Raw genomic sequence first — 23038 nt, forward strand, 5'->3', positions numbered from 1 at the left:
CCTAAGGGCGACCTGTGACAGATCGATCCTTGCGGCTGTTCGAACGTCGCGAGCGCCGCACTGCCGAACGCACCCGGTCGGCGGTGCTCGTGGAGCGCCGCGTGAGGCGGGCGCTCTCTTCGGCCTGCTTGGCGCTGATCTTCGCCAGCAGTGAGGCGGGCCAGAACATGGCCCGGTACCGGCGGCGCGGTTCGGCGTTCTTGTCGAGTTCGGCGTGCAGGTCGCGCACGGCGTCGGCGAGTCCTGCGGCGTCGGCGCCCCTGGGGGAGTAGCGGTGGCGGGCCATCGCGGAGCCGAGCACGGTCGCGGCCTCGCGGGCGCCCGGGGCGGCCTGCCCGAGGACCCCGGCGGCCTGCCTGGGCGTGAGCGAATCCGAAAGGCCCACACCGTAGTCGAGGGCGAGGTCGACCACTTCGTCCCAGGCGGTCTGGGCGCTGAGCCGTCCTGGACCGAGGCGGGAGCGGCGCAGGAGCCCGCGCCACAGCGCGGGCGCGAACGGCAGCGCCGCGAGCGGGATCAGCAGGAGCCAGGCCGGGTTGAAGGACATGCCGCCGCCCGAACCGCCGTCGGTGGCCTGGGCCGTGGGGCCCTCGGTCGGCGCCTCGGCGCCTGCGGTCGGATCGCCTTCGGCGGCGCTGGGGGATTCGACAGGGCCGGCGGACGGTTCGGCGGTCGCGGTGACGTCGTCGGTCGGCTCGTCCTCGGGCGCCGGTTCGGCCGCCCACGGGAAGGACACCGACCCGGGCACGCCCGAGGCCGGGGTCGGGTCGTACGTGACCCAGCCGGGTCCGTCGTAGTAGACCTCGACCCACGCGTGGTAGTCGTGGTTGGTGAGCACCCAGTCCTGGCCGTCCCGTTCGCCCTGGGACAGGCCGATGACGACGCGCGCGGCCACGTCGGCCTCGCGCAGCATCCACGCCATCGCGGCCGCGTACTGCTGGCAGTAGCCCTGCTTGGTATCCAGGAAGTCCAGGATGGCCTGGTCGTTGCCGGCGTCGGTGGTCTCCAGCGAGTACCGGAACCCGTTGCCGACCGAGAGGAACTGGTAGGCCGAGAGGACCTTCTCGTGGACCGTGTCGCCGGTGATCTCGCGCTCGACGATGTCGGTCAGCTCGGGCACGTCCGGGTGGCTGGTGCTGGCCTCCCACTGGTCGCTCGACTGGTCCATGCCCGCGGCGCCCGCGAGCACCTCGGCTTCGGGCGCCTCGTCGGTGTAGACGAGCGAGTACGAGTCGACCCCGCCCATGTCGGAGCCGTCGCCGATGATGACGCCGGTGTCGTTGTCGATCGCCCAGTCGCCTTCGATGTCGAGGTCGACCGGGTTCCCGTAGACGGGCACCACGGCCGCCTCCAGCGCCAGGTTCTGGATCTCGGCCTGGTACACCTGGACGTCGCCGGGGTCCGCGAACGAGTCGATCGAGCCGCCGTCCTCGTAGTCGTTGGGGCCGAAGCCGTCGGTGGTGAGCTCGTCGAGCACGTGCATCCGCAGGTAGCGGGGGTTCGGGTCGTCGGTGGTGACGCGGAGGACGTCGACCTCTTCAGGCTGGTTGAGCGACCCGGACAGGTTCGCCCACGGGTTCACGTCGCCCATCCCGGCGTCGCCGCCGCCCTCCCAGCCCTGGGCGACGCGGTCGAGGAACCCGGAGGTGTTGGTGGGCACCACGGTCAGGGACACGAGCGTCACCACGATGAACCCGACCGCCGACCAGCGCGCGGTCCGCGCCAACGGCGAGGGGAATCGCTGCGAGACAAGCTGGCCGGTCCCGGTGAAGCGGTGCCCGAACGCGGAGACGCGCCGCAGGTTGTCGTCGGCGAGGAGCCACAGGTACGACACGGCGGGGAGGATGAACCAGAACCACGCGGTCGCGTCGGGCGCGACCGAGACCGGCACGAGGTACATGGTGAGCAGCGTCAGGCCCGCGAGGGCCGGGGTGCGCAGGCCGACCACGAACATGTCGTGGAGGATCGCGACGAGCCCGATCCCGAAGAGGGTCAAGAAGAGGATGCCGCCCTCGGCGGCCACCGGCGGGGCGTTCGTGACGATGCCGGCGACGCCTTCACCGGCGAGCAGCGCGAAGTGCGTGAACGTGGCCGGCAGCGGGATGACGAACAGGAGCGCGGTGCCGTCGCCGAACCCGACGGTGAGGACCACGAGAAGTCCCGCGGCCATTGCGATCGTCTGCAGGCCCTGTCCGCGCCCGGCCGCCCGCGTGAGCGACCCGCAGACGGCGATCACCGTGATCGTCAGCAGGACCGGGACCGTCCACCCCAGGCCTTCGAAGATGCCGATGAGCGGCGTCAACGTCAAGGCCAGTGTGGCCGCCGCGACCGTGGTGGCGTGTCGCTGTCCGCTCATCGCGCCTCACCTGATCGGGGGTCGTCTCCGGTCGTCTCCTGCTGGGGTCCGTGCGTCGTCAAGCCAGCGTCCTCCACGCGCCCAGGCGGGTCCACACCCGGCGCAGCTCCGTCCCGGCGACCACCGGGATCACTTGCCAGCCGGCGTTCGTCAGGGCCGACACCGCGGCCAGGTGCTGCTCGGCGAACGCCCGCTCGCGGGGGTCGGTGCGGCTCGAGGCCGCCTTCGGGATCCATCGGACCGGGTCGACGACCAGCGCCGTGCAGGCCCCGCCGCGCTTGGCGAGCCGCCCGAGCGTCGCGGCCTCCGCGGCCGTCACGTGCCCCAGGAACGCGACGATCCCCGAGACCGAACGCGGCCGCTGCGCCTTCTCGACCATGGTCGAGATCGGTGCCTCGGGGGCCGCGGACACGGTCGCGAGGTAGCGCATCGCCTCGCTGTAATCGCCTTGGCGGCATTCGAAGTCGCGGTGCGCGGTGATCAGCCACGGGTCGATGCCGTCGCGCGAGAGCCGCACCGTCGCCGAAGCGGCCGCGTCCACCATCCACTCGAAGCTCGAGAGCTCCCCGCGGTGCGCGCCGCGGCGCACGTCGAGCAGGATCGCCGCGTTGTTCTCCCACGGCTGCTCCTCGCGGCGCACCATGAGCTGGCCGCGGTGGGCGCTGGCCTTCCAGTGCACGCGCCGCATGTCGTCGCCGTGGCGGTACTCCCGGACGGCGATGTCGTCGTTGCCGGTGATCGCGACCGCGTGCGCCGCCGACTCCCCAGAGGACATCCCGGCCCCGCCCGGCAGCAGCAGGCTGCGCAGCGGCTGGATGCGCGGGGTCACGATGAGCTCGGTCGTCAGCGGGAACTCCTGCACCGAGACGGCCAGCCCGAACGGATCCGAGGTCCGCACCGTCAGCGGCCCGAGCTCGTACGCGCCGCGCGTCCCCGGAGTGATCGTGTAGTTCACTACACTGCGCGCGCCGGGCGCGAGGCGCTCCAGCACCAGGCGCGGGCGGTTGCCCAGCCGGTACGGGATGCGGTCTTCGAGCATGAGCGCCGGCGGGCGGTTGCGGCCCGTGTTCTGGATGCCCAGGCGCACCTGCGTGGGCTGCCCGGCCTCGACCTGCGCCGGGTTGAGCACCCGGTTCGACTCCAGCGACGGACGCGCCCACCGCAGCATCACGAGCCCGCCCAGCGGCGCGATCAGCGCCAGGAGCGCCGCGCGCAGCAGGTCGCCTTCGCCGACGGCCAGCGAGATGAGGCCGACGGCCACGCTCACCGCCAGCAGCGTCTTACCGCGCCCGGTGAGCTCCACGCCTAGGCCCTCTCCGGGAAGGACACGGCGTCACGGGAAGTGCCGCGGCATGCCATGCCTAATACCTCCCCGGATGGGAGACGACCGGCACGTGCCTGAGGATGTCCGAGACGATCGCCTTCGTGTCGCCCCCGCCCATGGTCGTCTCCGTGGTGGGGATGAGCCGGTGCGCGAGCACCGGCACGGCCAGCTGCTGCACGTCGTCCGGCAGCGCGAAATCGCGCCCGTCCATCGCCGCGAGCACCTGCGTGCACCGCAGCAGCTGCAGCGTCGCGCGAGGGCTCGCTCCCAAGCGGACCTGCGCGTTCGTGCGGGTCGCGGCCACCAGGTCGACGACGTACCGCTTCAGTTCGGGCGCCAGGTGCACCGCGCGGGCCGCGGCGATCATCCGCACGATCATCTCCGCGTCCGCCACCGGCCGCAGCGCGTCCAGCGGGTTGTACTCCTCGCGCCGGTCCAGAAGCGCCAGCTCCGCGTTGATGTCCGGGTAGCCGATCGCCAGCCGCGCCGCGAAACGGTCGCGCTGGGCCTCGGGCAGCGGATACGTGCCCTCCATCTCCACCGGGTTCTGGGTGGCGATGACCATGAACGGGCTGCGCAGCTTGTACGTGTTCCCGTCGACCGTGACCTGCCGCTCCTCCATGCACTCCAGGAGCGCGGCCTGCGTCTTGGGGCTGGCGCGGTTGATCTCGTCGCCGAGGATCAGGTTGCCGAAGATCGCCCCGGGCTTGAACACGAAGTCGCGCTTCTCGGGGTCGAAGATGCTCACGCCCGTCACGTCCGAGGGCAGCAGGTCCGGCGTGAACTGGATCCGCCGCACCGAGCAGTCGACCGAGCGGGCCAGCGCCTTGGCCAGCTGGGTCTTGCCGACCCCCGGCACGTCCTCCAGGAGCAGGTGGCCCTCGGCCAGCATCACCGCGATCGCGAGCTTGATCGTGTGGGACTTGCCCTCGATCACCCACTCGACGTTCGTCAGGATGCCCTCGGCCGTCGCCTTGAACTCTTGGGGCGAGAGCGGCACCGGACCCTGCGTCGGCTGCGCTGGGGACGACTCGAAGGTCAAAGGTCCTCCCGGGGAGATGGGTGTGTCTGAGAAACGGCACCACGGCGCGACATCCACCGTTACGGTCGCTTGTCCGCCATCGTACTCGGACGCGCCCAGGCCATATGTCCCGCGCCACCTGCGTGACGCTCCGCTACACTGGAGTCATGTCTCGGCGTTTCGAGCTCCTTATGTAGCCGTGCTAGGTGGATCCCAGCACGGCAGCCCCAGCGTGTCTGGGGTTTTTTGCTGTCTAGGGTCTGTACCCAGCAAGCGCCGCCCGAACCCAGCCGCACCACAGGACCACAGGACGAGCCATGACCGAACCCGCACACCGTTACGACGCCAAGCTGGCCAACGAGATCGAACCGCGCTGGCAGGAACGCTGGGAGGCCGAGCAGACCTTCCGCGCTCCCAACCCGGCCGGCGCGCTCGCCGAGCCTGACCACCCGCGGGCCGGGGCGCCCAAGAAGTTCGTGATGGACATGTTCCCGTACCCCTCGGGGGCGGGGCTGCACGTGGGCCACCCGCTGGGCTACATCGCCACCGACGCGTACTCGCGCTACCTGCGCATGACCGGGTACAACGTGCTGCACCCGATGGGCTACGACGCGTTCGGGCTGCCCACCGAGCAGTACGCGATCGCCACCGGCCGCCAGCCCGCCGAGATCACCGCCGAGAACATCGACCGGTACCGGTCGCAGCTGAAGCGCCTGGGCATGGGCTACGACACGCGCCGCGAGTTCGCCACCACCGACCCCGACTACTTCAAGTGGACTCAGTGGATCTTCCTGCAGATCTTCAACTCCTGGTATGACACCGAGGCCGACAAGGCCCGGCCGATCGACGAGCTGATCGCCGCCTTCGCGTCCGGTGAGCGGGCCACGCCCGACGGCCGCCCGTGGTCGGAGCTGGGCACGGTCGAGCGCCGCCGCGTCATCGACGGCCACCGTCTGGCCTACGTCACCGAGGCCCCCGTGAACTGGTGCCCCGGCCTGGGCACCGTGCTGTCGAACGAGGAGGTCACCGCGGAGGGCCGCTCGGAGCGCGGCAACTTCCCGGTCTACACGCGCACCCTGAAGCAGTGGATGATGCGCATCACCGCCTACGCGGACCGGCTGCTGTCCGACCTGGACGGCCTGGACTGGACCGAATCGCTGAAGTCCATGCAGCGCAACTGGATCGGCAAGTCCACCGGCGCGTTCGTCGACTTCGGGACCTACGCGGGGGACATCCGCGTCTTCACCACCCGCCCCGACACGCTGTTCGGCGCCACCTATATGGTCCTGGCCCCCGAGCACTCGCTGGTCGAGGCCCTGACCGCGGAGTCCTGGCCCGCCGGCGTCCCCGACGCCTGGACCGGCGGGCACGACACCCCCGCCGGGGCCGTCGCCGCCTACCGCGCCCAGGCCGCCGCCAAGACCGACGTGGAGCGACAGGCCGACGCCAAGAAGAAGTCCGGCGTCTTCACCGGCGGTTATGCCACCAACCCGGTCAACGGCGAAACCGTCCCCGTCTTCATCGCCGACTACGTGCTGGCCGGGTACGGCACCGGCGCGATCATGGCCGTCCCCGCCCACGACGAGCGCGACTTCGACTTCGCGACCGCCTTCGAGATCCCGATCGTCCAGGTCATCTCCACCGGAGCGGAGTGGGATCGCGAGGCCGTCCTGTCCACCACCGACGGCACCTGCGTCAACTCCGGCTTCCTGGACGGCCTGCCCGTCGCCGACGCGAAGGCCCGCATCGTCGAATGGCTGGCCGAGCACGGCCGCGGCGAAGGCGCCACCACGTTCCGCCTGCGCGACTGGCTGTTCAGCCGCCAGCGCTACTGGGGAGAGCCCTTCCCGATCGTCTACGACGAGACCGGTCTGCCCGTCGCGCTGACGGACGAGCACCTGCCGGTCGAACTGCCGCAGATGGACGACTTCTCGCCCAAGACCTTCGACGCAGAGGACGCCGACACCGCGCCCGAGCCGCCGCTGGGCCGCGCCAAGGACTGGGTCGAGGTCGAACTGGACCTGGGCGACGGGCCCAAGACCTACACCCGCGAGCTGAACACCATGCCCAACTGGGCCGGGTCCTCCTGGTACGAGCTGCGCTACACCGACCCGAAGTCCGCCGCGAAGCTGACCGCGCCGGAGAACGAGTCCTACTGGATGGGCCCGCAGGAGGACGGGGACGTCGGCGGCGTCGACCTGTACATCGGCGGCGTCGAGCACGCGGTCCTGCACCTGCTCTACGCCCGCTTCTGGCAGAAGGTCCTGTTCGACCTGGGCCACGTCTCCAGCCGCGAGCCCTTCCGCCGCCTGTTCAACCAGGGCTACATCTCGGCCTACGCGTACACCGACAGCCGCGGCGTGTACGTCCCGGCCGAAGAGGTGACCGAGCAGGACGGCGTCTTCTTCTACGAGGGCGAGAAGGTCGACCGCGAGTACGGCAAGATCGGCAAGTCCCTGAAGAACGTCGTCACCCCCGACGGCATCTGCGCCGAGTACGGGGCCGACACGTTCCGCGTCTATGAGATGTCGATGGGCCCGCTGGCCGACTCCAAGCCGTGGGAGACCCGCGCCATCGTCGGCTCCCAGCGGTTCCTGCAGCGCCTGTGGCGCAACATCGTCGACGAGGAGACCGGCGAAGCCACGGTCACGGACGACGCGCCGACCGAGGCCACCCTGCGCGAGGTCCACAAGGCCGTCGCCGGCGTCCGCGAGGACTACGAGCACCTGCGCATGAACACCGCGGTCGCCAAGCTGATCACCCTGAACAACCACCTGACCGGCCTGGCGCCCGTGCCGCGCGAGGCGGCCGAGGCCCTGGTGCTGATGGTCGCGCCGGTCGCCCCGCACATCGCCGAGGAGCTGTGGGCGCGTCTGGGCCACCAGGACGGCATCGCCTACGCGGACTTCCCGGTCGTGGACGAGCGGTACCTGGTCGAGGACACGGTCACCTACCCGGTGCAGATCAACGGGAAGGTCCGCGGCCGCATCGAGGTCGCCGCCGACGCCGGCGAGGAGGCCGTGAAGGCCGCCGCGCTGGCCGAGGAGAAGGTCGCCGCGAACCTGGCGGGCAAGGACGTCAAGAAGGTCATCGTGGTGGCGGGCAAGATGGTCTCGATCGTCGCCAAGTAACGCAGAGGGCAAGGGCGGGACCGGAACCGGTCCCGCCTTCGTCAATCCTGGGACGACCTCAGACCGACCTTGTACGTGTAGGCCTTGGACGCGTCGCTGCCGAGCAGGAAGATCATGCCGAGCGAGAACGCGCCGCTCGCGGCTGTCAACGCGGCGATCGCCCCGAGAGCGGCGAACGCCAAGGTGAGCAGCACGGCGATCAGGATGTTGACGAGGTTGAACGCCATCGCGAGGTTCCGGGCCCTGTCCAGGCGAGCGACGATGCACACGCCGAGCGCGATCCAAATGAGGGCCGACAGTGCCGCCACGACCGAGAACGTCAGCACCGCCGTCATGGCGGAGGACAGGACGGCGAGGCCGATGAGCACGAGTGCCACGATGATCTGCCAGGGCATCGGGCGCTGGTAGACGGGTCTGGTCCCAGGGGGATCTTCGATTGCCGGGTTGTCCATACCGGAGATATTAGAGGTCTCCTCCGGTTCGCGAGGTACACCGAACTGTGAGCATTGACCAACATCGATGCATTCGCTAGGCTGTGCTCACCTCGCTGGGAGCGCTCCGCTTCCACGTGGACCCATCCTTCTTACAGCCTCGTTCCCTCACGGCGCGGCACCACCTTGAGGAGTTCTTCGTGCTGCTTAACCGTCAACGCCGTCGCGCGGTGATCGCGGGGGCCGTCACCCTCGCGACCGCGGCGCTCGGCATCGGGCTCTCGACCCAGTTCGCGGGCGCCCAGGCCACCACGCTGCGCGCCGCGGCAGACGCCATCGGCAAGGACATCGGCGTCGCAGTGGACGTGAACAAGCTCCAGAACAACGCGGAGTACCGCAACACCGTCGCCACCGAGTTCAACTCCCTCACCGCGGAGAACGCGATGAAGTGGGACGCGACCGAACCGCAGGACGGCAACTACACCTTCTCCCAGGCCGACACCATCGTGAACTTCGCGGAGGACAACGGCCAGTCCGTCCACGGGCACACCTTCGTATGGCACGCCCAGACCCCCAGCTGGGTGCAGGGTCTCGACGCCACGGCCATGCGCACCGCCATGGTCGACCACATCAACACCGTCGCGAACCGCTACGAGGGCCGGGTCGACTCCTGGGACGTCGTGAACGAGGTCGTCAGCGACAACAACGGCGCCATGCGCGACTCGTTCTGGCTGCGCACCATGGGCGAAGGGTTCATCACCACCGCGTTCCAGACCGCCCGCGCGGCCGATCCGAACGCCGACCTCTACATCAACGACTACTCGATCGAGGGCGACAACGCCAAGTCCGACACGATCTACCGCATCGCGCAGGGCTTGAAGTCGCAGAACATCCTCGACGGCGTCGGCTTCCAGTCCCACCTCATCCTCGGTCAGGTGCCCTCCACGATGGAGGCGAACCTGCAGCGATTCGTGGACCTGGGCCTGAAGGTGCGCATCACCGAGCTGGACATCCGGCTCAACACGCCGGCTGACGCCAATGAACTGGCGCAGCAGGCGGAGGACTACCGGCGCGTGACCGAGATCTGCGCCGAACTCGCCGACTGCTCCGGCATCACCGTCTGGGGCCTGCGCGACAACGACTCGTGGGTGCCCGGCACCTTCCCCGGCACCGGTGCGGCGCTGCTGTTCTTCGAGGACTACTCCAAGAAGCCCGCCTACACCGCGGTGCTGAACGCCCTCGGCGGCGGCGGCACCGGCAACCCGACCACGACTCCGGCCACTTCGGACCCGGCGACCACCTCGCCCCCGCCCACCGGCTCGGGCTGCACCGCGACGCTCTCAGTCTCGAGTCCGTGGAACACCGGCGCGACCTACTCGGCCACCGTCAAGGCCAACCAGAACCTGAACGGCTGGAAGGTGACGTGGACCTGGCCGGGCTCGGAGCGGATCTCCAACGCCTGGAGCGTGACCGGGACGCTCACCGGTGCGACGGTGAACGGCGCGAACGAGAGTTACAACGGCACGCTCGCCGCGGGCCAGTCGACCACGTTCGGCTTCAACATCACCAAGGCCGACGGCTCGACCGCTTCGGTCCCGACCGTGACCTGCACCCCCGCCTGACCTGTCTCTTCGCACAGGCCGGGGCCGGGCGGAGCGGCTGATTCGTGAGTGCGGCGAAGCCGTACAGCCGCTCCTCCCGCCCCGGCCGCGAGAAGACCCTCAGGACAGTTCGGCCTGGAACATCCAGCTCTGCTTCTCGAGCTCGGCGGTGACGCCGATGAGGAGGTCCTGGGTCACCGGGTCGGCCGATTCGGTGACCTCGATGCGTTCGCGCATGTTGGCGATGATCGCGGTGTAGGCGTCGATGAACAGCGACACCACCTCGGTGTCGCTGATCTGGCCGTCGTGGATCTTGGGGACCGAGGAGGCCTCGGCGACGGTGCTCGCGCGCCCGTCGGCGCTCACGCCGATCGCGATGGCCCGCTCGGCGACGAGGTCGGTGGCGTTGCGCGCCGACACGACGATCTCGTCGAGCTGGAGGTGGAGCGAGCGGAAGTTCTTGCCGTAGACGTTCCAGTGCGCCTGCTTGCCGACGAGTGACAGGTCGATGAGGTCGACGAGGGCGCCCTGCAGCGCCTTGGCCGTGGTCTCGCGGTTCTCGTCGGAAAGGCTGGAGCGGATGGTGGACATCTCGGTACCTCGCATCGGAACTGGGCCTGGGACGACGACAGCGCACTGCCGTGCACCTCGGGCGGTTGCACCGCCCAGGGTAGCTTTCCCGCGCCCGCTGCGGTGGTACTCGGCGCAGTGAGGGTGCTTGAGAGCCGAAACGGCGAGCGGTTGCTCCCGCTCGGGCGATAATGCGGAATGTCAGTGCCCCCGGTCGCTATTTGTTCGGATAGTCGATAAACTAATGAACGTCGTGCCGCCCCGACCGGCAGCGCGCCGCCGTACGAACACCCTCAACAGGCAGGAGCAACAATGCCTTACCGCCCGCCGCTGGTCGCCCGCGAATTCTTCGTCGCCGACCCCCCGGAGCTTCCCCAGCGAGCCAACGGCGAGCAGGGTCTGTCGGCCGTCACGAGCGCCGAAGTCGCCGAGACCGGCCCCGCTTCGGTGCTGCTGAAGGCCGTCACGAGCGCGGGGGAGGAGCTGTACGTCGGCCTCGCCGCCGTCGCCGAGGGCGTCGTTCGCACCCGCCTGTCGGCCGACCCGGCCGCCCGCCCCGCCGTCGAGAAGATCATTGAACTCGTCCACGCCGGCGCTTACGCCGACGCAAGGGTCTCGGTCGAGGACGGCACCGTCGTCGTCGACGCCGGATCGGTCCGCGCCGTCGTCACCCTCGACACCTGGTCCCTGAAGTACACCGACGCCGCCGGGAAGACCCTCGTCGCCCAGAACCCGGGCGAGACCGACATCTCGGGACGCCTGCGCTCCCTCCCGTTCGGCCGGTCCCTCGTCGACGGGCAGCCGGTGGCGTTCCACGAGTCCTTCACCGCCGCACCGGATGAGGCCTTCGCCGGGTTCGGCGAGCGCTTCGCGCCGCTGAACGCGCGCGGTCAGCGTCCGCTCATGTGGAACTTCGACGCGTTCGGCTCGGAGTCCATCCGCATGTACAAGAACGCCCCGATCTACGTCTCCGACCGCGGCTACGGCATCGTCGTCAACTCCGGCGCGCCCGTCGAGTTCGACATGGCCCAGCAGACCCACGCGGCCGTCGAGTTCATCGTGCCCGACGACGCGCTCGAGTACTTCGTGCTCGGCGGCACCCCCGTCGAGGTCCTCGACCGCTTCGACGGCCTCACTTCTCGCCCGTCGCTGCCGCCGAAGTGGGCCTTCGGCACCTGGATCTCCTCCGGCTTCTTCGTGGACACCGAGGAGCGGGTCATGGAGCGGGCCAAGAAGATCCGCGAGCGCGGCATTCCCTGCGACGTGCTGCACCTCGACACGTTCTGGCAGCACGAGCCGCACTGGTCGGACATGCAGTGGGACCGCGAGAACTTCCCCGAGCCCGAGCGGATGCTCGCCGAGCTCAAGGAGCAGGGCTTCAAGGTCTGCCTGTGGATGAACTCGTACATCTCCCACAAGTCGCCGGTCTTCGCCGAGGGCGACGAGCGCGGCTACTTCCTCAAGAACGCCAAGGGCGAGACCTACGTGGCGGACGTCTGGCACGGCTCGCACCAGGCCAGCGGCATCGTCGACTTCACCAACCCGGACGCGGTCGAGTGGTGGAAGGGCCTGCTGCGCGGCCCCCTCCAGGCCGGCGCGGCCCTGTACAAGACCGACTTCGCCGAAGGCGTGCCCGCTGACGCGGTGGCCCACAACGGCATGACCGGCACCGAGCTGCACAACGTGTACACCCTGCTGTACAACGACGCGGTGGTCGAGGTGACCCGCGAGATCAACGGGCACGAGCTCGTCTGGGCCCGTTCGTCGTTCCTCGGCGGGCAGCGCCACTCCGCGCAGTGGTCGGGCGATGTGCAGACCACCTGGGCGGGCCTGGGCGGGACCATCCGCGGCGGGCTCTCGCACGGCCTGTCGGGCGTCCCGTTCTGGTCGCACGACACCGGCGGCTTCAACGGCACGCCGACCGACGACCTGTACATCCGCTGGGCCCAGTTCGGCGCGCTGTCGCCGCTGCTGCGCTACCACGGCACCACCACCCGCGAGCTGTGGGAGTTCTCCGAAGAGGCGGAGCGCCTCGCGGTCGAGTCGCTGAAGCTGCGGTACTCGCTGATGCCGTACATCTACTCGGCGGCCGTGCGCGCCTCGCGCACCGGCGAGCCGGTGCTGCGCGCCCTCAACGTGGACAACCCCGAGGACCCGGTGGCGTGGAACGCCGACCAGGAGTACCGCTTCGGCACCGACCTGCTCGTGGCCCCGGTCAACGACCCGTCGGGCGAACGCAAGGTGTACCTGCCCGAGGGCCGGTGGATCGACTTCTGGACCAAGGAGGTCCACGAGGGCGGGCGCTACATCGACACGAAGCACGGCCTGGAGACCTTCCCGGTCTTCGTGCGCTACGGCGCGATCATTCCGCGGATCGCTCCCGACGTGACCATCGGCGACGGCGCTTTCGAAGCCATCACCCTCGAGCTCTGGGGCGCCCCGGACCGCGGGATCGTGATCGCCGACGTCAACGGCGATACGACCGTCGAGATCGAAACAGTTTCAGAAACTATTGCCACCCTGGTTTCAACCGGCCCGGCGGACATCGCTAATGTGAGCGTCATCGATGTTGCGGGCAAGCCCGCGAAAGCCGAGTTGGAGCGGAAATAGATGAGCCTGGTAGCCGGAGTCGACTCTTCGACGCAGTCGACGAAAGTCCTCTTGGTCGAGTCCGAGACGGGCGAGATCGTCGACTCCGGTCGCGCCTCCCACCCCGACGGGACCGAGTGCCCGCCCGAAGCGTGGTGGGAGGCGCTCCAGGAGGCCGGAAAAGGCCTGCTGGACCGCGCTGAGGCCGTGGCCGTCGCCGGGCAGCAGCACGGCATGGTCGCCCTCGACGCCGACGACCGAGTCGTCCGCCCCGCCCTGCTGTGGAACGACACCCGCTCGGCCCCGCAGGCCGAGCGGCTCACCGCCGAGCACGGCGGTCCCGGAGCCTGGGCCGCCGACACCGGCCTGGTCCTCGCCGCCTCCTTCACCGCCACCAAGCTCGCCTGGCTCGCCGAGAACGAGCAGGGAAACGCGGCAAAAACCGTTTCGGTCATGCTCCCGCACGACTGGCTCACCATGAAGCTCCGCGACGTCACCGCCGCCGAAGCGACGACCGACCGTTCGGACGCCTCCGGCACCGGCTACTGGTCGCCCGCCACCGGCGACTACGTGACGGACCGGCTCGTCCAGGCCTTCGGCCGCGAACTCGCGCTCCCGCGCGTGGCCGCCCCGAACGAGATCGTCGGCCGCACCCCCTGGGGCGCGGCGGTCGCACCCGGCACCGGCGACAACGCCGGAGCCGCGCTCGGCCTCGGCCTCGGTCCCGGCGACGTGGTCGTCTCCCTCGGCACGTCTGGCACCGTCTTCGGCGTCTCCGACGTCCCCGCCGCCGACGCCTCCGGGCTCGTCGCCGGGTTCGCCGACGCCACCGGCCGGTACCTGCCGCTGGTCTGCACGCTCAACGCCGCCCGCGTCCTCGACACGTTCCGTACGCTCCTCGGTGTGGAACACGCCGAGTTCGACGCCCTCGCGATCGCCGCCGAACCCGGCGCCGGAGGCCTCACCCTCCTGCCGTACCTCGACGGTGAACGGACCCCCAACCGCCCCAACGCGACCGGGGTCCTCTCGGGCTTGACCACCGGCGCCACACGCGCCGACCTCGCCCGCGCCGCCGTCGAAGGCATGCTCTCGGCCCAGGCCGACGGGCTCGCCGCCCTCGCGGCCCAAGGCCTCCAGGCCAAACGCGTCCTCCTCATCGGCGGCGCCGCCGCCTCCGAAGCCGTCCGCCGGATCGCACCCGGCGTCTTCGGCGTGGACGTGGAAGTACCCCCCACGGCCGAGTACGTGGCCCTCGGCGCCGCCAAGCAGGCGGCCTGGGCCCTCTCCGGCTCGCAGAACCCGCCACAGTGGAATACAGGTGACACGGCGCGGCTCACCGGCACGGCCGCCGCGAACACGTCGTTCAGAAGTGCAGTAGAGCAGTACGCGACCCTCAGGGACGAGACCTCGTCCTGGGCGTCCCATCAATGAGAAAAGGACTGATCATGACCGACAAATACGCACCGGTGCCCGAGGACAAGTTCTCCTTCGGCATCTGGACGGTCGGCTGGGCGGCTCAGGACGTCTTCGGCTCGGCCACCCGCGAGGCCATGACCGCCGACCGCGCCGTGCGCAAGCTCGCCGAGATCGGCGCCTACGGCGTCAACTTCCACGACAACGACGTGTTCGGCTTCGACGACTCCGAAGCCGAGCGCGACGCCAAGGTCGGCGCGTTCCGCAAGGCCCTCGACGACACCGGCCTCAAGGTCACCACCGCCACCACGAACCTGTTCGGCCACCCGATCTTCAAAGACGGCGGCTTCACCCACAACGACCGCGACGTGCGCCGCTTCGCCATCTCGAAGGTCATGCGCAACATCGACCTCGCCGCCGAACTCGGCGCCGAGATCTACGTCGCGTGGGGCGGGCGCGAAGGCGCCGAATCGGGCGGCTCCAAGGACATCCAGTCCGCCCTGGCCCGCATGAAGGAAGCCTTCGACACCCTCGGCGACTACGTCACCGAGCAGGGCTACAACCTGCGCTTCGCCATCGAGCCCAAGCCGAACGAGCCCCGCGGCAACATCCTGCTGCCGACCCTCGGCCACGCTCTCGCGTTCATCAACGAGCTCGAGCGCCCCGAACTCACCGGCATCAACCCCGAGATCGGGCACGAGGAGATGGCCGGCCTCGACTACGCCGCCGGCATCCGCCAGGCGCTGTGGCACGGCAAGCTCTACCACATCGACCTCAACGGACAGACCGGTCCGCGCTACGACCAGGACCTGCGCTTCGGCGCCGGGAACGTCGGCGGCGCGTTCTGGACCGTCGACGCGGTCGAAGAGGGCATCGCCAAGGGCCAGTACACCGGCCCGATCCACTTCGACTTCAAGCCCCCGCGCACCGAGGACGACAACGGCGTGTGGGTCTCCGCGGCCGCGTGCATGCGCAACTACAAGATCCTGCAGGAGAAGGTCCGCGCCTTCCGCGCCGACCCCGAAGTCCAGGCCGCCCTCAAGGCCGCCCGCGTCGACGAGCTCGCCGTCCCCACCCTCGCCGAAGGCGAGACCTGGGCCGATCTCAAGGACGTCAAGGTCGACGTCGACGGCCTCGCCGCCAAGGGCATGGCCTTCGAGCACCTCGACCAGCTCGCCCTGGAACACCTCTACGGCGTTCGCTAGAGCCGCAAAAAGAATCGGGCCCGGAGCTTCCGCTCCGGGCCCGACTCGTACCCCACACCCATCAGTTGGATCGACTCGCCTTGCGGCTCGTTGTCACCCTCAGGAGGTTCTTTCCCCTTGCACCGAAGATTACGGACGGGGCCTCTGCATTCCACGCGAGAACCATTAGAGGTTCATGAGAACCGCCTAGCTGTATTGCCCTGTGAGGTTAGGAACGCGGGTGGCGGGTGGGTTGCCTCCGAGTGCGGTGTGGCCGCGGTGGTGGTTATACCAGTGCAGCCAGGCCGGGAAGGCGTCGCGTCGCTCGCGTTCGCTTCGATAGGGACGGGCGTAGGCCCATTCGTCGGCGAGGGTGCGGTGGAATCGCTCGACCTTCCCGTTGGTCTGGGGCCGGTAGGGCCGGGTCCGTTTGTGCTTGATGTGGTTGTCTTGCAGCAGGTCTCGCCAGAGGTGTGACTTGTAGCAGGGGCCGTTGTCGGTCAGGATGCGCTCGATGCCGATCCCGATACTGGTGAAGTGGTCGAGGGCGCGGGCCATGAAGGCGGTGGCGGTCTCCTTGGTCTCGTCGGCCAGGATCTCGGTGTAGGCGGCGCGGGAGTGGTCGTCCAGGGCGGTGTGCAGGTAGGCGTAGCCGCGCTTGGATCGTTTCGTGTTGCGGTTGTTGGCGATCGGGGCCGAGGCGGTCGAGTTCCGGGTGCCTTTGGCCCGGCCCAGGATCTTGTGGCCGCCGCCGTCGGGGATGTTCCCGAGTTTCTTGACATCGACATGAACCAGCTCGCCGGGTTTGGCCCGCTCGTAGCGGCGTATGACCGCGCCGGTGGCGCGGTCCAGGTGCGTCAGGCGCGCGAGGCGGTACCGGGTCAGGACCCGGTGGACGGTGGAGGGATTGAGTCCGAGGAGGTAGGCGATGCGGGCCGGGCCCCAGCGCTTGAGCACCCGGACTTTGATGATGCGCCGCTCGGTGCGGGTCGGGAGGCGTCGGGGGCTGGTGTGCGGGCGTGAGGAGCGGTCGCGCATGCCTGCTTCGCCGAAGCGGCGGTAGCGGTCGGCCCACCGCCAGGCGGTGGTGGGGCTGACTTGGAAGCGCTCGGCCGCGCGGCGCAGGGGCCAGCGGTCATCGACCACACAGCGAGCCAGGCGGAGCCTGCCGGTCTCGGTCAAGGGCGCGTTAGGGTGGGGCATCGAGGGCCTTTCTGGTCGGGCGTGTCATTCAGCGATGCACACCAAACCAGAAGGCCCTCTCCACGTTCCTGCCCGACTCAACCGGTGAGGTGTTCACAACCTCCCCGGACAGAACAACTAGCGGTCGACGCCGTCGGCGCGGGCGGGCCGGCCAGGTCGGTGAGGGTCTTCTGCCAGATGCCCACGTCGCGCCACTCGCCGTGCTTGTAGCCGGCGTCCTTGATCGTGCCCACCAGCTCGAAGCCGAACGCCGCGTGCAGCGCCTCGCTGCCCGGGTTCGGGCTCGTCACCTGCGCCATCACACTGCGGAACCCTTGGGCCTCAAGCCTTTTGAGCAGATCGCGGTACAGGGTCGAGCCGACGCGGCGGCCGCGCTGGCCGTCGGCGACGTACACGGTGGCCTCGGCGGTCCAGTCGTACGCCTGCCGGGCGTTCCACGGCTTCGCGTACGCCACGCCGACCGCTTCGCCCTCGTATTCCGCGACCAGCCACGGGTAGCGGCCGGCGTACTGGGCGATGTCCTGCTCCCACTCGGCCGCGGTCTGCGGCTCGGTGCGGAAGTTCGCGGTGCTCTCGGCGATGTAGTGGTTGACGATGTAGGCGATCGCCGCCGCGTCCGCGAGCTCGACGAAGCGCACGCCGACCAGGTCAGTGCTGCTCATATTCGCAGCTTAACCAGTGGCAGGACCGATGCCGGGCCGCGATCTCGCCAGAGGGTAAGTCACCACACCGTGCTCGGCCGCCACATGCAGCCGGACGGGCGCAGGCCGCCCGTGGCACGGAAGTCCTCCACCGCGCGCGCCAGTGTGCTCAACGCTATGTGCGCGTCCGGCGGGAACGTGCTGGCCGTGTCCATGTCCCGGTAGAGCCGTATCTCCGGGGCCTGCGGCTCGTTCGAGTACGTGACCCAAGCGCCCGGGCCGTAGTCCTCACCTCCCGGGCCGAAGTACGCCAGCGCCCCGACCTCGGTGGCCTTGTCCGCGATGATCTTGAGGCCGTGGTCGGGCCGTCCGCCGGGCTCGTAGCCGGGCCGGTCCCTCACCAGCGCGGTCGCCACCTGGAGCAGGTCTGCGGACACGATGGTCTCGACGGCGGCGGCCACGCCGTCCGGGTCATGAGCGAGGAGTACCCGGGTGCCGTTGTCCCGGGTCTGGAGCCTGAACTCGACGCAGTAGCCGGCGATATGCGCGTCTGCGGGGCCAGCGCTCATTGGGGGTGCTCCTTCCGACCCGGGAGAGACGAACGTGCGGGACTGGGAATCGTGGGGGTGATCGAGTCTGATCGCCATGGTGGACACCGCACCTCACATGGGGAATCGGGCTTCAGGGTTTGTGAACGACAGTACGTGCGTGATCGGGCTGTATGTTCGATCAGTCGGGAACTTGACAGAAAAGTGCCGATAAAGCACTGATGCATCACTGATGTGCCGTGACAACCTGTTCATGCAAGTCGTAGATTCCACTCAGGATCGCCGCGCCGCCTCCGACCGGACCGGGTCTGCCCGTGCCTCCCTAGGGCGGCAAGATGGACCGCATGCGTGTGGAGCTGCTGGGACCGTTGCGGGTGCTCGACGAGGACGGCGCCGAGGTCCCGGTCCCCGCCGGCCGCCAGCGCGCCCTCCTGGCCCGGCTCGCGCTTGAACCCGGGAGCGCCGTCTCGGCCTCCGCGCTCATCGACGCGCTGTGGCCCGCCGATCCGCCCGCCAACGCCGCGGGCGCTCTCCACACGCAGCTGTCCCGTCTCCGCGGGGTCCTAGGCGCACACCTCGAGTCCGGTCCCGGCGGGTACCGCATCACCGACGCCGACACCGATGTCCAAGCGTTCGAGCAGTACACCGCGCGGGCCGAGGCCGCCGCGAAGACCGACGCGCTCGCCGCCGTCCGCGAACACGCCGAAGCCGCCCTCGCCCTGTGGCGCGGCCCGGCACTCGCGGGCCTCGACGGGTACGCCTTCGCCGAAGCCGCCCGGACCGGCCTCGCCATGCGCCGCGAAGCCGTCGCCGCCCTGCACCTCGACGCCAGGCTCCGCCTCGACGGCGCGGACGCCGTGCTCGCCGAACTCGCCGCCCGCCACGCCGCCGACCCTTTGAACGAGCCCGACGCCGCCCGCTACATGCGGGCCCTCGCCGCCGCCGGACGCCGCGCTGAAGCCCTCGCCGTCCACGAATCGGTGCGCGCCGAGCTCGCCGACGAACTCGGCGTCGACCCCTCCGCCGTGCTCAAGACCGCCCACCTCGACGTCCTCCGCGGCATCGAACCGGCCCCGAAACCCACCGGAAGCGCGCTGCCGCAACCGCTCACCGCCTGCATCGGCCGCGAACCCGAACTCGACGCACTGCCGAGACTGCTCGAAGCGAACCGGCTCGTCACCCTCACCGGCCCCGGCGGCACCGGCAAGACCCGCCTCGCCGTCGAGACCGCGCACCGACTCGCCCGGGCGGGCCAAGAGGTGCGCCTGGTGGAGCTCGCGCCCGTCGCCGACCCGTCGAGGCTCCCCGAGGTCTTCATCGACGCGATCGGCCTCGGCGAATCGATCCTCGCCCGCCGCAGCGACGACCCGCGCACGCGCCTGGCCGATGCCCTCTGGAGCCGCGACCTCGTTCTCGCCGTTGACAACTGCGAGCACCTCATCGACGACGTCGCCGAACTCCTGGCGAACCTCCTCGGACGCGTCCCGGGCCTGCGGGTCCTCGCCACGAGCCGCGAGCCGCTCGGCATCACCGGCGAAGCCGTCCTCGGCGTCGGGCCCCTGCCGCTGCCCGACCACGCCGGATCACCCGCCGACCTGCGATCGCACGCGGCCATCCGGCTGTTCGAGGAACGCGCGCGCCAAAGCGACCCGGCGTTCACCGTCGACGCCGCGAACGCGGCCGCCGTCCTGCGGGTCTGCGCCGCGCTCGACGGCCTGCCGCTCGCCATCGAACTCGCCGCGGCCCGCCTGCGCGCCATGAGCCTTGACGACCTCGCCGCCCGCCTCGACGACCGCTTCGGCCTCCTCGGCCGCGGCCCGCGCACCGCCGAACCGCGCCAGAGGACCCTCCGCGCCGTCGTCGACTGGAGCTGGGACCTCCTCGACCCGGACGAACGGCTCGTCCTCGCCCGCATGTCGGTGTTCAGCGGCAGCGCCGACCTCGACGCCGCCGGCGAGGTCTGCTCCGCCCACGACGACGTGATCACCGGGCTGGTCGACAAATCGCTCGTCCAGCGCCTCCCCGGCGGCCGCTACCGGCTTCTGGAGACCGTCCGCGAATACGCCGCCGCCCGCCTCGCCGAAGCCGGCGAGACCGCCGACCGCTTCGAACGCCACGGCCTCCACTACATGCGTCTCGCCGAAGAGGCCGGGCCCCACCTCATGGGCGCCGAGCAGGTCGACTGGCTCGACCGACTCGCCGCCGACCACGGCAACCTCACCGTCGCCATCAGACGCGCCGTCGCCGCCGGGAACGCTCAGCTCGCCCACCGCCTCGTCGCCCCCATGGCCTGGTACTGGTGGATGCGCGGCTACCGCAACGAAGGCCAGGAGGTGACCCGCGAGGTCGCCGCCATGACCGGCCCCGTGGAGCCCCTGTACCGCGCCATCGTCGCCATGTCCGGCAGCTGGGGCCTGTGGGCCGGGCGCCTCAACCCGGCCGACATCGACGCCGACTTCGCCGAAGCCCAGCGCCTCAGCGAAGCCCACGGACTCTACGAGATCGAGCCGATCCTGAAGATGGTGCCGCTCATCCGGTCCCTCCTCGCCGGGGACGAGGCCGCCCTGCGCGGCGTCACGGCCGGACTCGACCCCGAACGCGACCCGTGGGTCCGCGGCATCGCCCTCCTCTTCGCCTCCGACTTCTCCTACCGGACCGGCCGCACCGAACTCGCCGCCCGAGAACTGGCCGAGTCCAACGCGATCTTCGAACGGCTCGGCGAGCGCTTCGGGCTCATCCTCTCGCTCCAAGGACTCGCGTCCGACCGCATGGCCGCGGGGGACTACCCGGGGGCGCGCGCCATGCTGACCCGGGCGCTGGAGGCCGAATCAGAGTTCGGCGCCGATCTCGCCGACTCGGTGATCGCCGAGCACCTGTGGCGCATCGACGCCGAGCACGGGGACGACCCCGGGGCGACCCTGGGCCGGATGCGGGAGGCGGCCGCGCGCTCGCAGCGGATCGGCAACCCCGAGAACGTCCTGGCCGCGCGGATCTCAGCCTCGATCTGCCTGCGCCGCATGGGAAAGCTGACCGAGGCCCTGGAGGAGCTGCTGGACGCCGAGACCGGACTGCCGCGGTACCTGGGCTTCTCGGAGGTCACCCTCCAGCTCTACCGCCAGCTCGCTGTCGTGGCACGCGAGATCGGCGACCCGGACCTCGAGGCCCGGGCCGCCGGCATGCTCGAAGGGAGCACGTGGCCGTTCAGTTCGTGAGCCGCTTGCGGTAGGCCCGCAGCGACAGCGGCACGAACACCGCGATGATCGCCGCACTCCATGCGAAGAGCGCGATCAGCTCGCCGCCCGGGGTCTCCCCGTCGAGGAGGACCCGCACCGAGTCGGACATCGCCGTCAGCGGGTTGAGCTCTGCCCACCATTGGACGGCGCCGGGGAGCGTCTCGACCTCCACGAACGCCGAAGAGGTGTAGGCCAGGGGCATGAGCAGGCTGATCATCCACGTCTGGATCTGCTCCTCGCTCTTGGCGGTGAGCCCGACCAGGGCCATCGTCCAGGACGAGGCGAACAGGAACAGCAGGATCACCCCGGCGGCCCCGGCTGTGCCGAGGACGCCGCCTTCGGCGCGGTAGCCGATCGCGAAGGCGACGCCGCCGACCACGAGCAGCGCCCACGCGTGCTTCGCCATGTCGGCGGCCACCCGCCCGGCGAGCAGCGCGAACCGCGACACGGGCATGGCGGTGAGGCGGTCGAACACGCCTTCCTTGATGTCGCCGTACAGGCCCAGGCCGGTCGAGGGGACGGCGAAGAACAGGCCCATCGCGATGATGGTCGGCCCGGCGTACTGCAGGAAGTCCTGCCAGGAGCCCATCATCTGGCCGCCCATGAAGAAGGTGACGGACAGCAGGATCATCAGCGGGATCATGAAGAACTCGACGAGCTGGGCGGGGGCGTGCCTGATCGAGGCGAGCGCGCGCCCGGTCATCGTGGCCGCCTGGGCCAGCGGCCCGCGCGTCGTCGTCCACGTCGTCTCGGCGCTCAGTGCCTCGGTGGTCAGGGTGCTCATGCGGCCATCTCCTTCACGGGTTCGTCGTTGCGGGTGCGGTGTCCGGTGAGCTGGAGGAAGACCTCGTCGAGGGTCGGCTCGTGGAGCCCGAAGGCGGTCAGGTCGATCCCCGCCCGGCCGACGCGGGCCATGACGGCCTGGGCCTCACCGGTGTGGGCGATGGGCACGATCACCGCGCCGTCCTCGTTGCGGGCGTCGAAATCGGCGGCCAGGAGCTGGACGAGCTGCGGGGCGGCCTCGGGCCGGGCAGGGGACAGGCGCAGGACTCGGCCGCCGACGGCCCGCTTCAACTGGGCGGGGCTGCCGGAGGCGATCACGCGGCCGGTGTCGATGACCGCGATCGAGTCGGCGAGCTGGTCGGCCTCCTCCAGGTACTGGGTGGTGAGCAGGACCGTGGTGCCCGCGGCGACGAGCTCGCGCACGACCTCCCACAATCCGTTGCGGCTCTTCGGGTCCAGGCCCGTGGTGGGCTCGTCGAGGAACAGCACCTCGGGTCGCCGCACGATCGAGGCGGCGAGGTCGAGTCGGCGGCGCATGCCGCCGGAGTACCTGCTCGCGGCCCGGGTGGCGGCGTGGGCGAGGTCGAACCGCTCGAGGAGTTCGTTGGCGCGGGTCTTGGCCTGGCGCCTCGACGCGCCGAGGAGCCGCGCGACGAGGACGAGGTTCTGCTCGCCGGAGAGGTTCGGGTCGAGCCCGGCGTACTGGCCGGTGAGGCCGATGCGCTGGCGCACCTGAGCGGCCTCCTTGGCGACGTCGAGGCCGAGGACGCGCGCGGTCCCCGCGTCCGGCTTGGTGAGGGTGGACATGACGCGGACGGCCGTGGTCTTCCCGGCGCCGTTGGGGCCGAGGACCCCGAGCACGGTGCCGGGGGCGGCGGCGAGGTCCACGCCGTCGAGGGCGTGGACCTCGCCGAAGGACTTCTTCAGTCCCCGGACTTCGATGGCGTACTTCACTGGAGTGCCTTCCTGGTTCGCTTCCTGTGCGACCAGCGTGCGCGCCTTGGCTTTCA

Annotated in this window: 16 protein-coding genes; 6 read left to right on the top strand and 10 right to left on the bottom strand. The window is 70.2% G+C overall.

Going from position 1 to position 23038, the window contains the following annotated elements; genetic code table 11:
* Nucleotide 1 precedes the first annotated feature (1 nt).
* From ACFO8M_RS17560 to ACFO8M_RS17570, 3 genes are read right to left on the bottom strand one after another with little or no spacing between them, the layout of a single operon-like run.
* Entirely contained in the window at nucleotides 2-2356 is a 2355-nt protein-coding gene (locus tag ACFO8M_RS17560) for a transglutaminase family protein (protein WP_387977910.1), read from the bottom strand.
* 58 nt (nucleotides 2357-2414) lie between these two features.
* A complete protein-coding gene (locus ACFO8M_RS17565; RefSeq protein ID WP_387977912.1) occupies nucleotides 2415-3659 on the bottom strand; it encodes a DUF58 domain-containing protein in 1245 nt (414 codons plus the stop codon).
* Between the two features lie 58 nt (nucleotides 3660-3717).
* The gene (locus ACFO8M_RS17570) at nucleotides 3718-4722 is read right to left on the bottom strand and encodes an AAA family ATPase (protein ID WP_387977914.1); all 1005 of its coding nucleotides are present in this window, start codon (nucleotides 4720-4722) and stop codon (nucleotides 3718-3720) included.
* Between the two features lie 296 nt (nucleotides 4723-5018).
* Between ACFO8M_RS17570 and leuS the strand changes: the two genes are divergently transcribed.
* Nucleotides 5019-7832 carry a leucine--tRNA ligase gene (gene leuS, locus ACFO8M_RS17575; RefSeq protein ID WP_387977916.1) on the top strand — a complete coding sequence of 938 codons (2814 nt, stop codon included), beginning with the start codon at nucleotides 5019-5021 and terminating at the stop codon, nucleotides 7830-7832.
* Nucleotides 7833-7873: 41 nt separating this feature from the next.
* Here the strand turns inward: leuS and ACFO8M_RS17580 are convergent, their stop codons facing one another.
* Nucleotides 7874-8284 (bottom strand): hypothetical protein, encoded by a 411-nt coding sequence (locus ACFO8M_RS17580; RefSeq protein ID WP_387977918.1) that lies wholly within the window; start codon nucleotides 8282-8284, stop codon nucleotides 7874-7876.
* Between the two features lie 179 nt (nucleotides 8285-8463).
* On the opposite strand from ACFO8M_RS17580, the gene ACFO8M_RS17585 reads away from it, so the two are divergent.
* The gene (locus tag ACFO8M_RS17585; RefSeq protein WP_387977920.1) at nucleotides 8464-9885 is read left to right on the top strand and encodes an endo-1,4-beta-xylanase; all 1422 of its coding nucleotides are present in this window, start codon (nucleotides 8464-8466) and stop codon (nucleotides 9883-9885) included.
* 99 nt (nucleotides 9886-9984) lie between these two features.
* Here the strand turns inward: ACFO8M_RS17585 and ACFO8M_RS17590 are convergent, their stop codons facing one another.
* The gene (locus ACFO8M_RS17590; RefSeq protein WP_387977922.1) at nucleotides 9985-10455 is read right to left on the bottom strand and encodes a Dps family protein; all 471 of its coding nucleotides are present in this window, start codon (nucleotides 10453-10455) and stop codon (nucleotides 9985-9987) included.
* A 291-nt stretch (nucleotides 10456-10746) separates the two neighbouring features.
* Here ACFO8M_RS17590 and ACFO8M_RS17595 point away from each other — a divergent pair, with 291 nt between their 5' ends.
* The 3 genes from ACFO8M_RS17595 to xylA are packed head-to-tail and all read left to right on the top strand — an operon-like array spanning nucleotide 10747 to nucleotide 15641.
* Nucleotides 10747-13044: a TIM-barrel domain-containing protein gene (locus tag ACFO8M_RS17595; RefSeq protein WP_387977924.1), complete on the top strand. Its 2298-nt coding sequence runs from the start codon at nucleotides 10747-10749 to the stop codon at nucleotides 13042-13044.
* Nucleotides 13045-14454, top strand: coding sequence for a xylulokinase (gene xylB / locus ACFO8M_RS17600; protein WP_387977926.1), 1410 nt, complete (start codon nucleotides 13045-13047; stop codon nucleotides 14452-14454). It abuts the gene before it with no gap.
* Between the two features lie 14 nt (nucleotides 14455-14468).
* Complete coding sequence (xylA, locus tag ACFO8M_RS17605) at nucleotides 14469-15641, top strand: xylose isomerase (RefSeq protein ID WP_387977928.1); 1173 nt, start codon at nucleotides 14469-14471, stop codon at nucleotides 15639-15641.
* A 186-nt stretch (nucleotides 15642-15827) separates the two neighbouring features.
* Here the strand turns inward: xylA and ACFO8M_RS17610 are convergent, their stop codons facing one another.
* The 3 genes from ACFO8M_RS17610 to ACFO8M_RS17620 all read right to left on the bottom strand — a co-directional run bounded on the left by ACFO8M_RS17610 (nucleotide 15828) and on the right by ACFO8M_RS17620 (nucleotide 18033).
* Complete coding sequence (locus ACFO8M_RS17610; protein ID WP_387977930.1) at nucleotides 15828-16823, bottom strand: IS481 family transposase; 996 nt, start codon at nucleotides 16821-16823, stop codon at nucleotides 15828-15830.
* Between the two features lie 77 nt (nucleotides 16824-16900).
* Nucleotides 16901-17485, bottom strand: coding sequence for a GNAT family N-acetyltransferase (locus ACFO8M_RS17615; RefSeq protein WP_387977931.1), 585 nt, complete (start codon nucleotides 17483-17485; stop codon nucleotides 16901-16903).
* 59 nt (nucleotides 17486-17544) lie between these two features.
* Nucleotides 17545-18033, bottom strand: a complete 489-nt coding sequence (locus ACFO8M_RS17620; protein ID WP_387977933.1) for an Imm1 family immunity protein — start codon at nucleotides 18031-18033, stop codon at nucleotides 17545-17547.
* Nucleotides 18034-18347: 314 nt separating this feature from the next.
* Here ACFO8M_RS17620 and ACFO8M_RS17625 point away from each other — a divergent pair, with 314 nt between their 5' ends.
* Nucleotides 18348-21224: a BTAD domain-containing putative transcriptional regulator gene (locus ACFO8M_RS17625; protein WP_387977935.1), complete on the top strand. Its 2877-nt coding sequence runs from the start codon at nucleotides 18348-18350 to the stop codon at nucleotides 21222-21224.
* Here the strand turns inward: ACFO8M_RS17625 and ACFO8M_RS17630 are convergent.
* Together ACFO8M_RS17630 and ACFO8M_RS17635 are read right to left on the bottom strand one after the other, a co-directional pair.
* Nucleotides 21214-22029 (bottom strand): ABC transporter permease, encoded by an 816-nt coding sequence (locus tag ACFO8M_RS17630; protein WP_387977937.1) that lies wholly within the window; start codon nucleotides 22027-22029, stop codon nucleotides 21214-21216. The two genes, ACFO8M_RS17625 and ACFO8M_RS17630, sit on opposite strands and share 11 nt — an antisense overlap.
* Nucleotides 22026-22982, bottom strand: a complete 957-nt coding sequence (locus tag ACFO8M_RS17635; RefSeq protein ID WP_387978126.1) for an ATP-binding cassette domain-containing protein — start codon at nucleotides 22980-22982, stop codon at nucleotides 22026-22028. The genes ACFO8M_RS17630 and ACFO8M_RS17635 overlap by 4 nt, the downstream gene beginning before the upstream one ends.
* Nucleotides 22983-23038: the final 56 nt, after the last annotated feature.

The organism is Glycomyces rhizosphaerae (genome assembly GCF_042647865.1).
Lineage (GTDB): Bacteria > Actinomycetota > Actinomycetes > Mycobacteriales > Micromonosporaceae > Glycomyces > Glycomyces rhizosphaerae.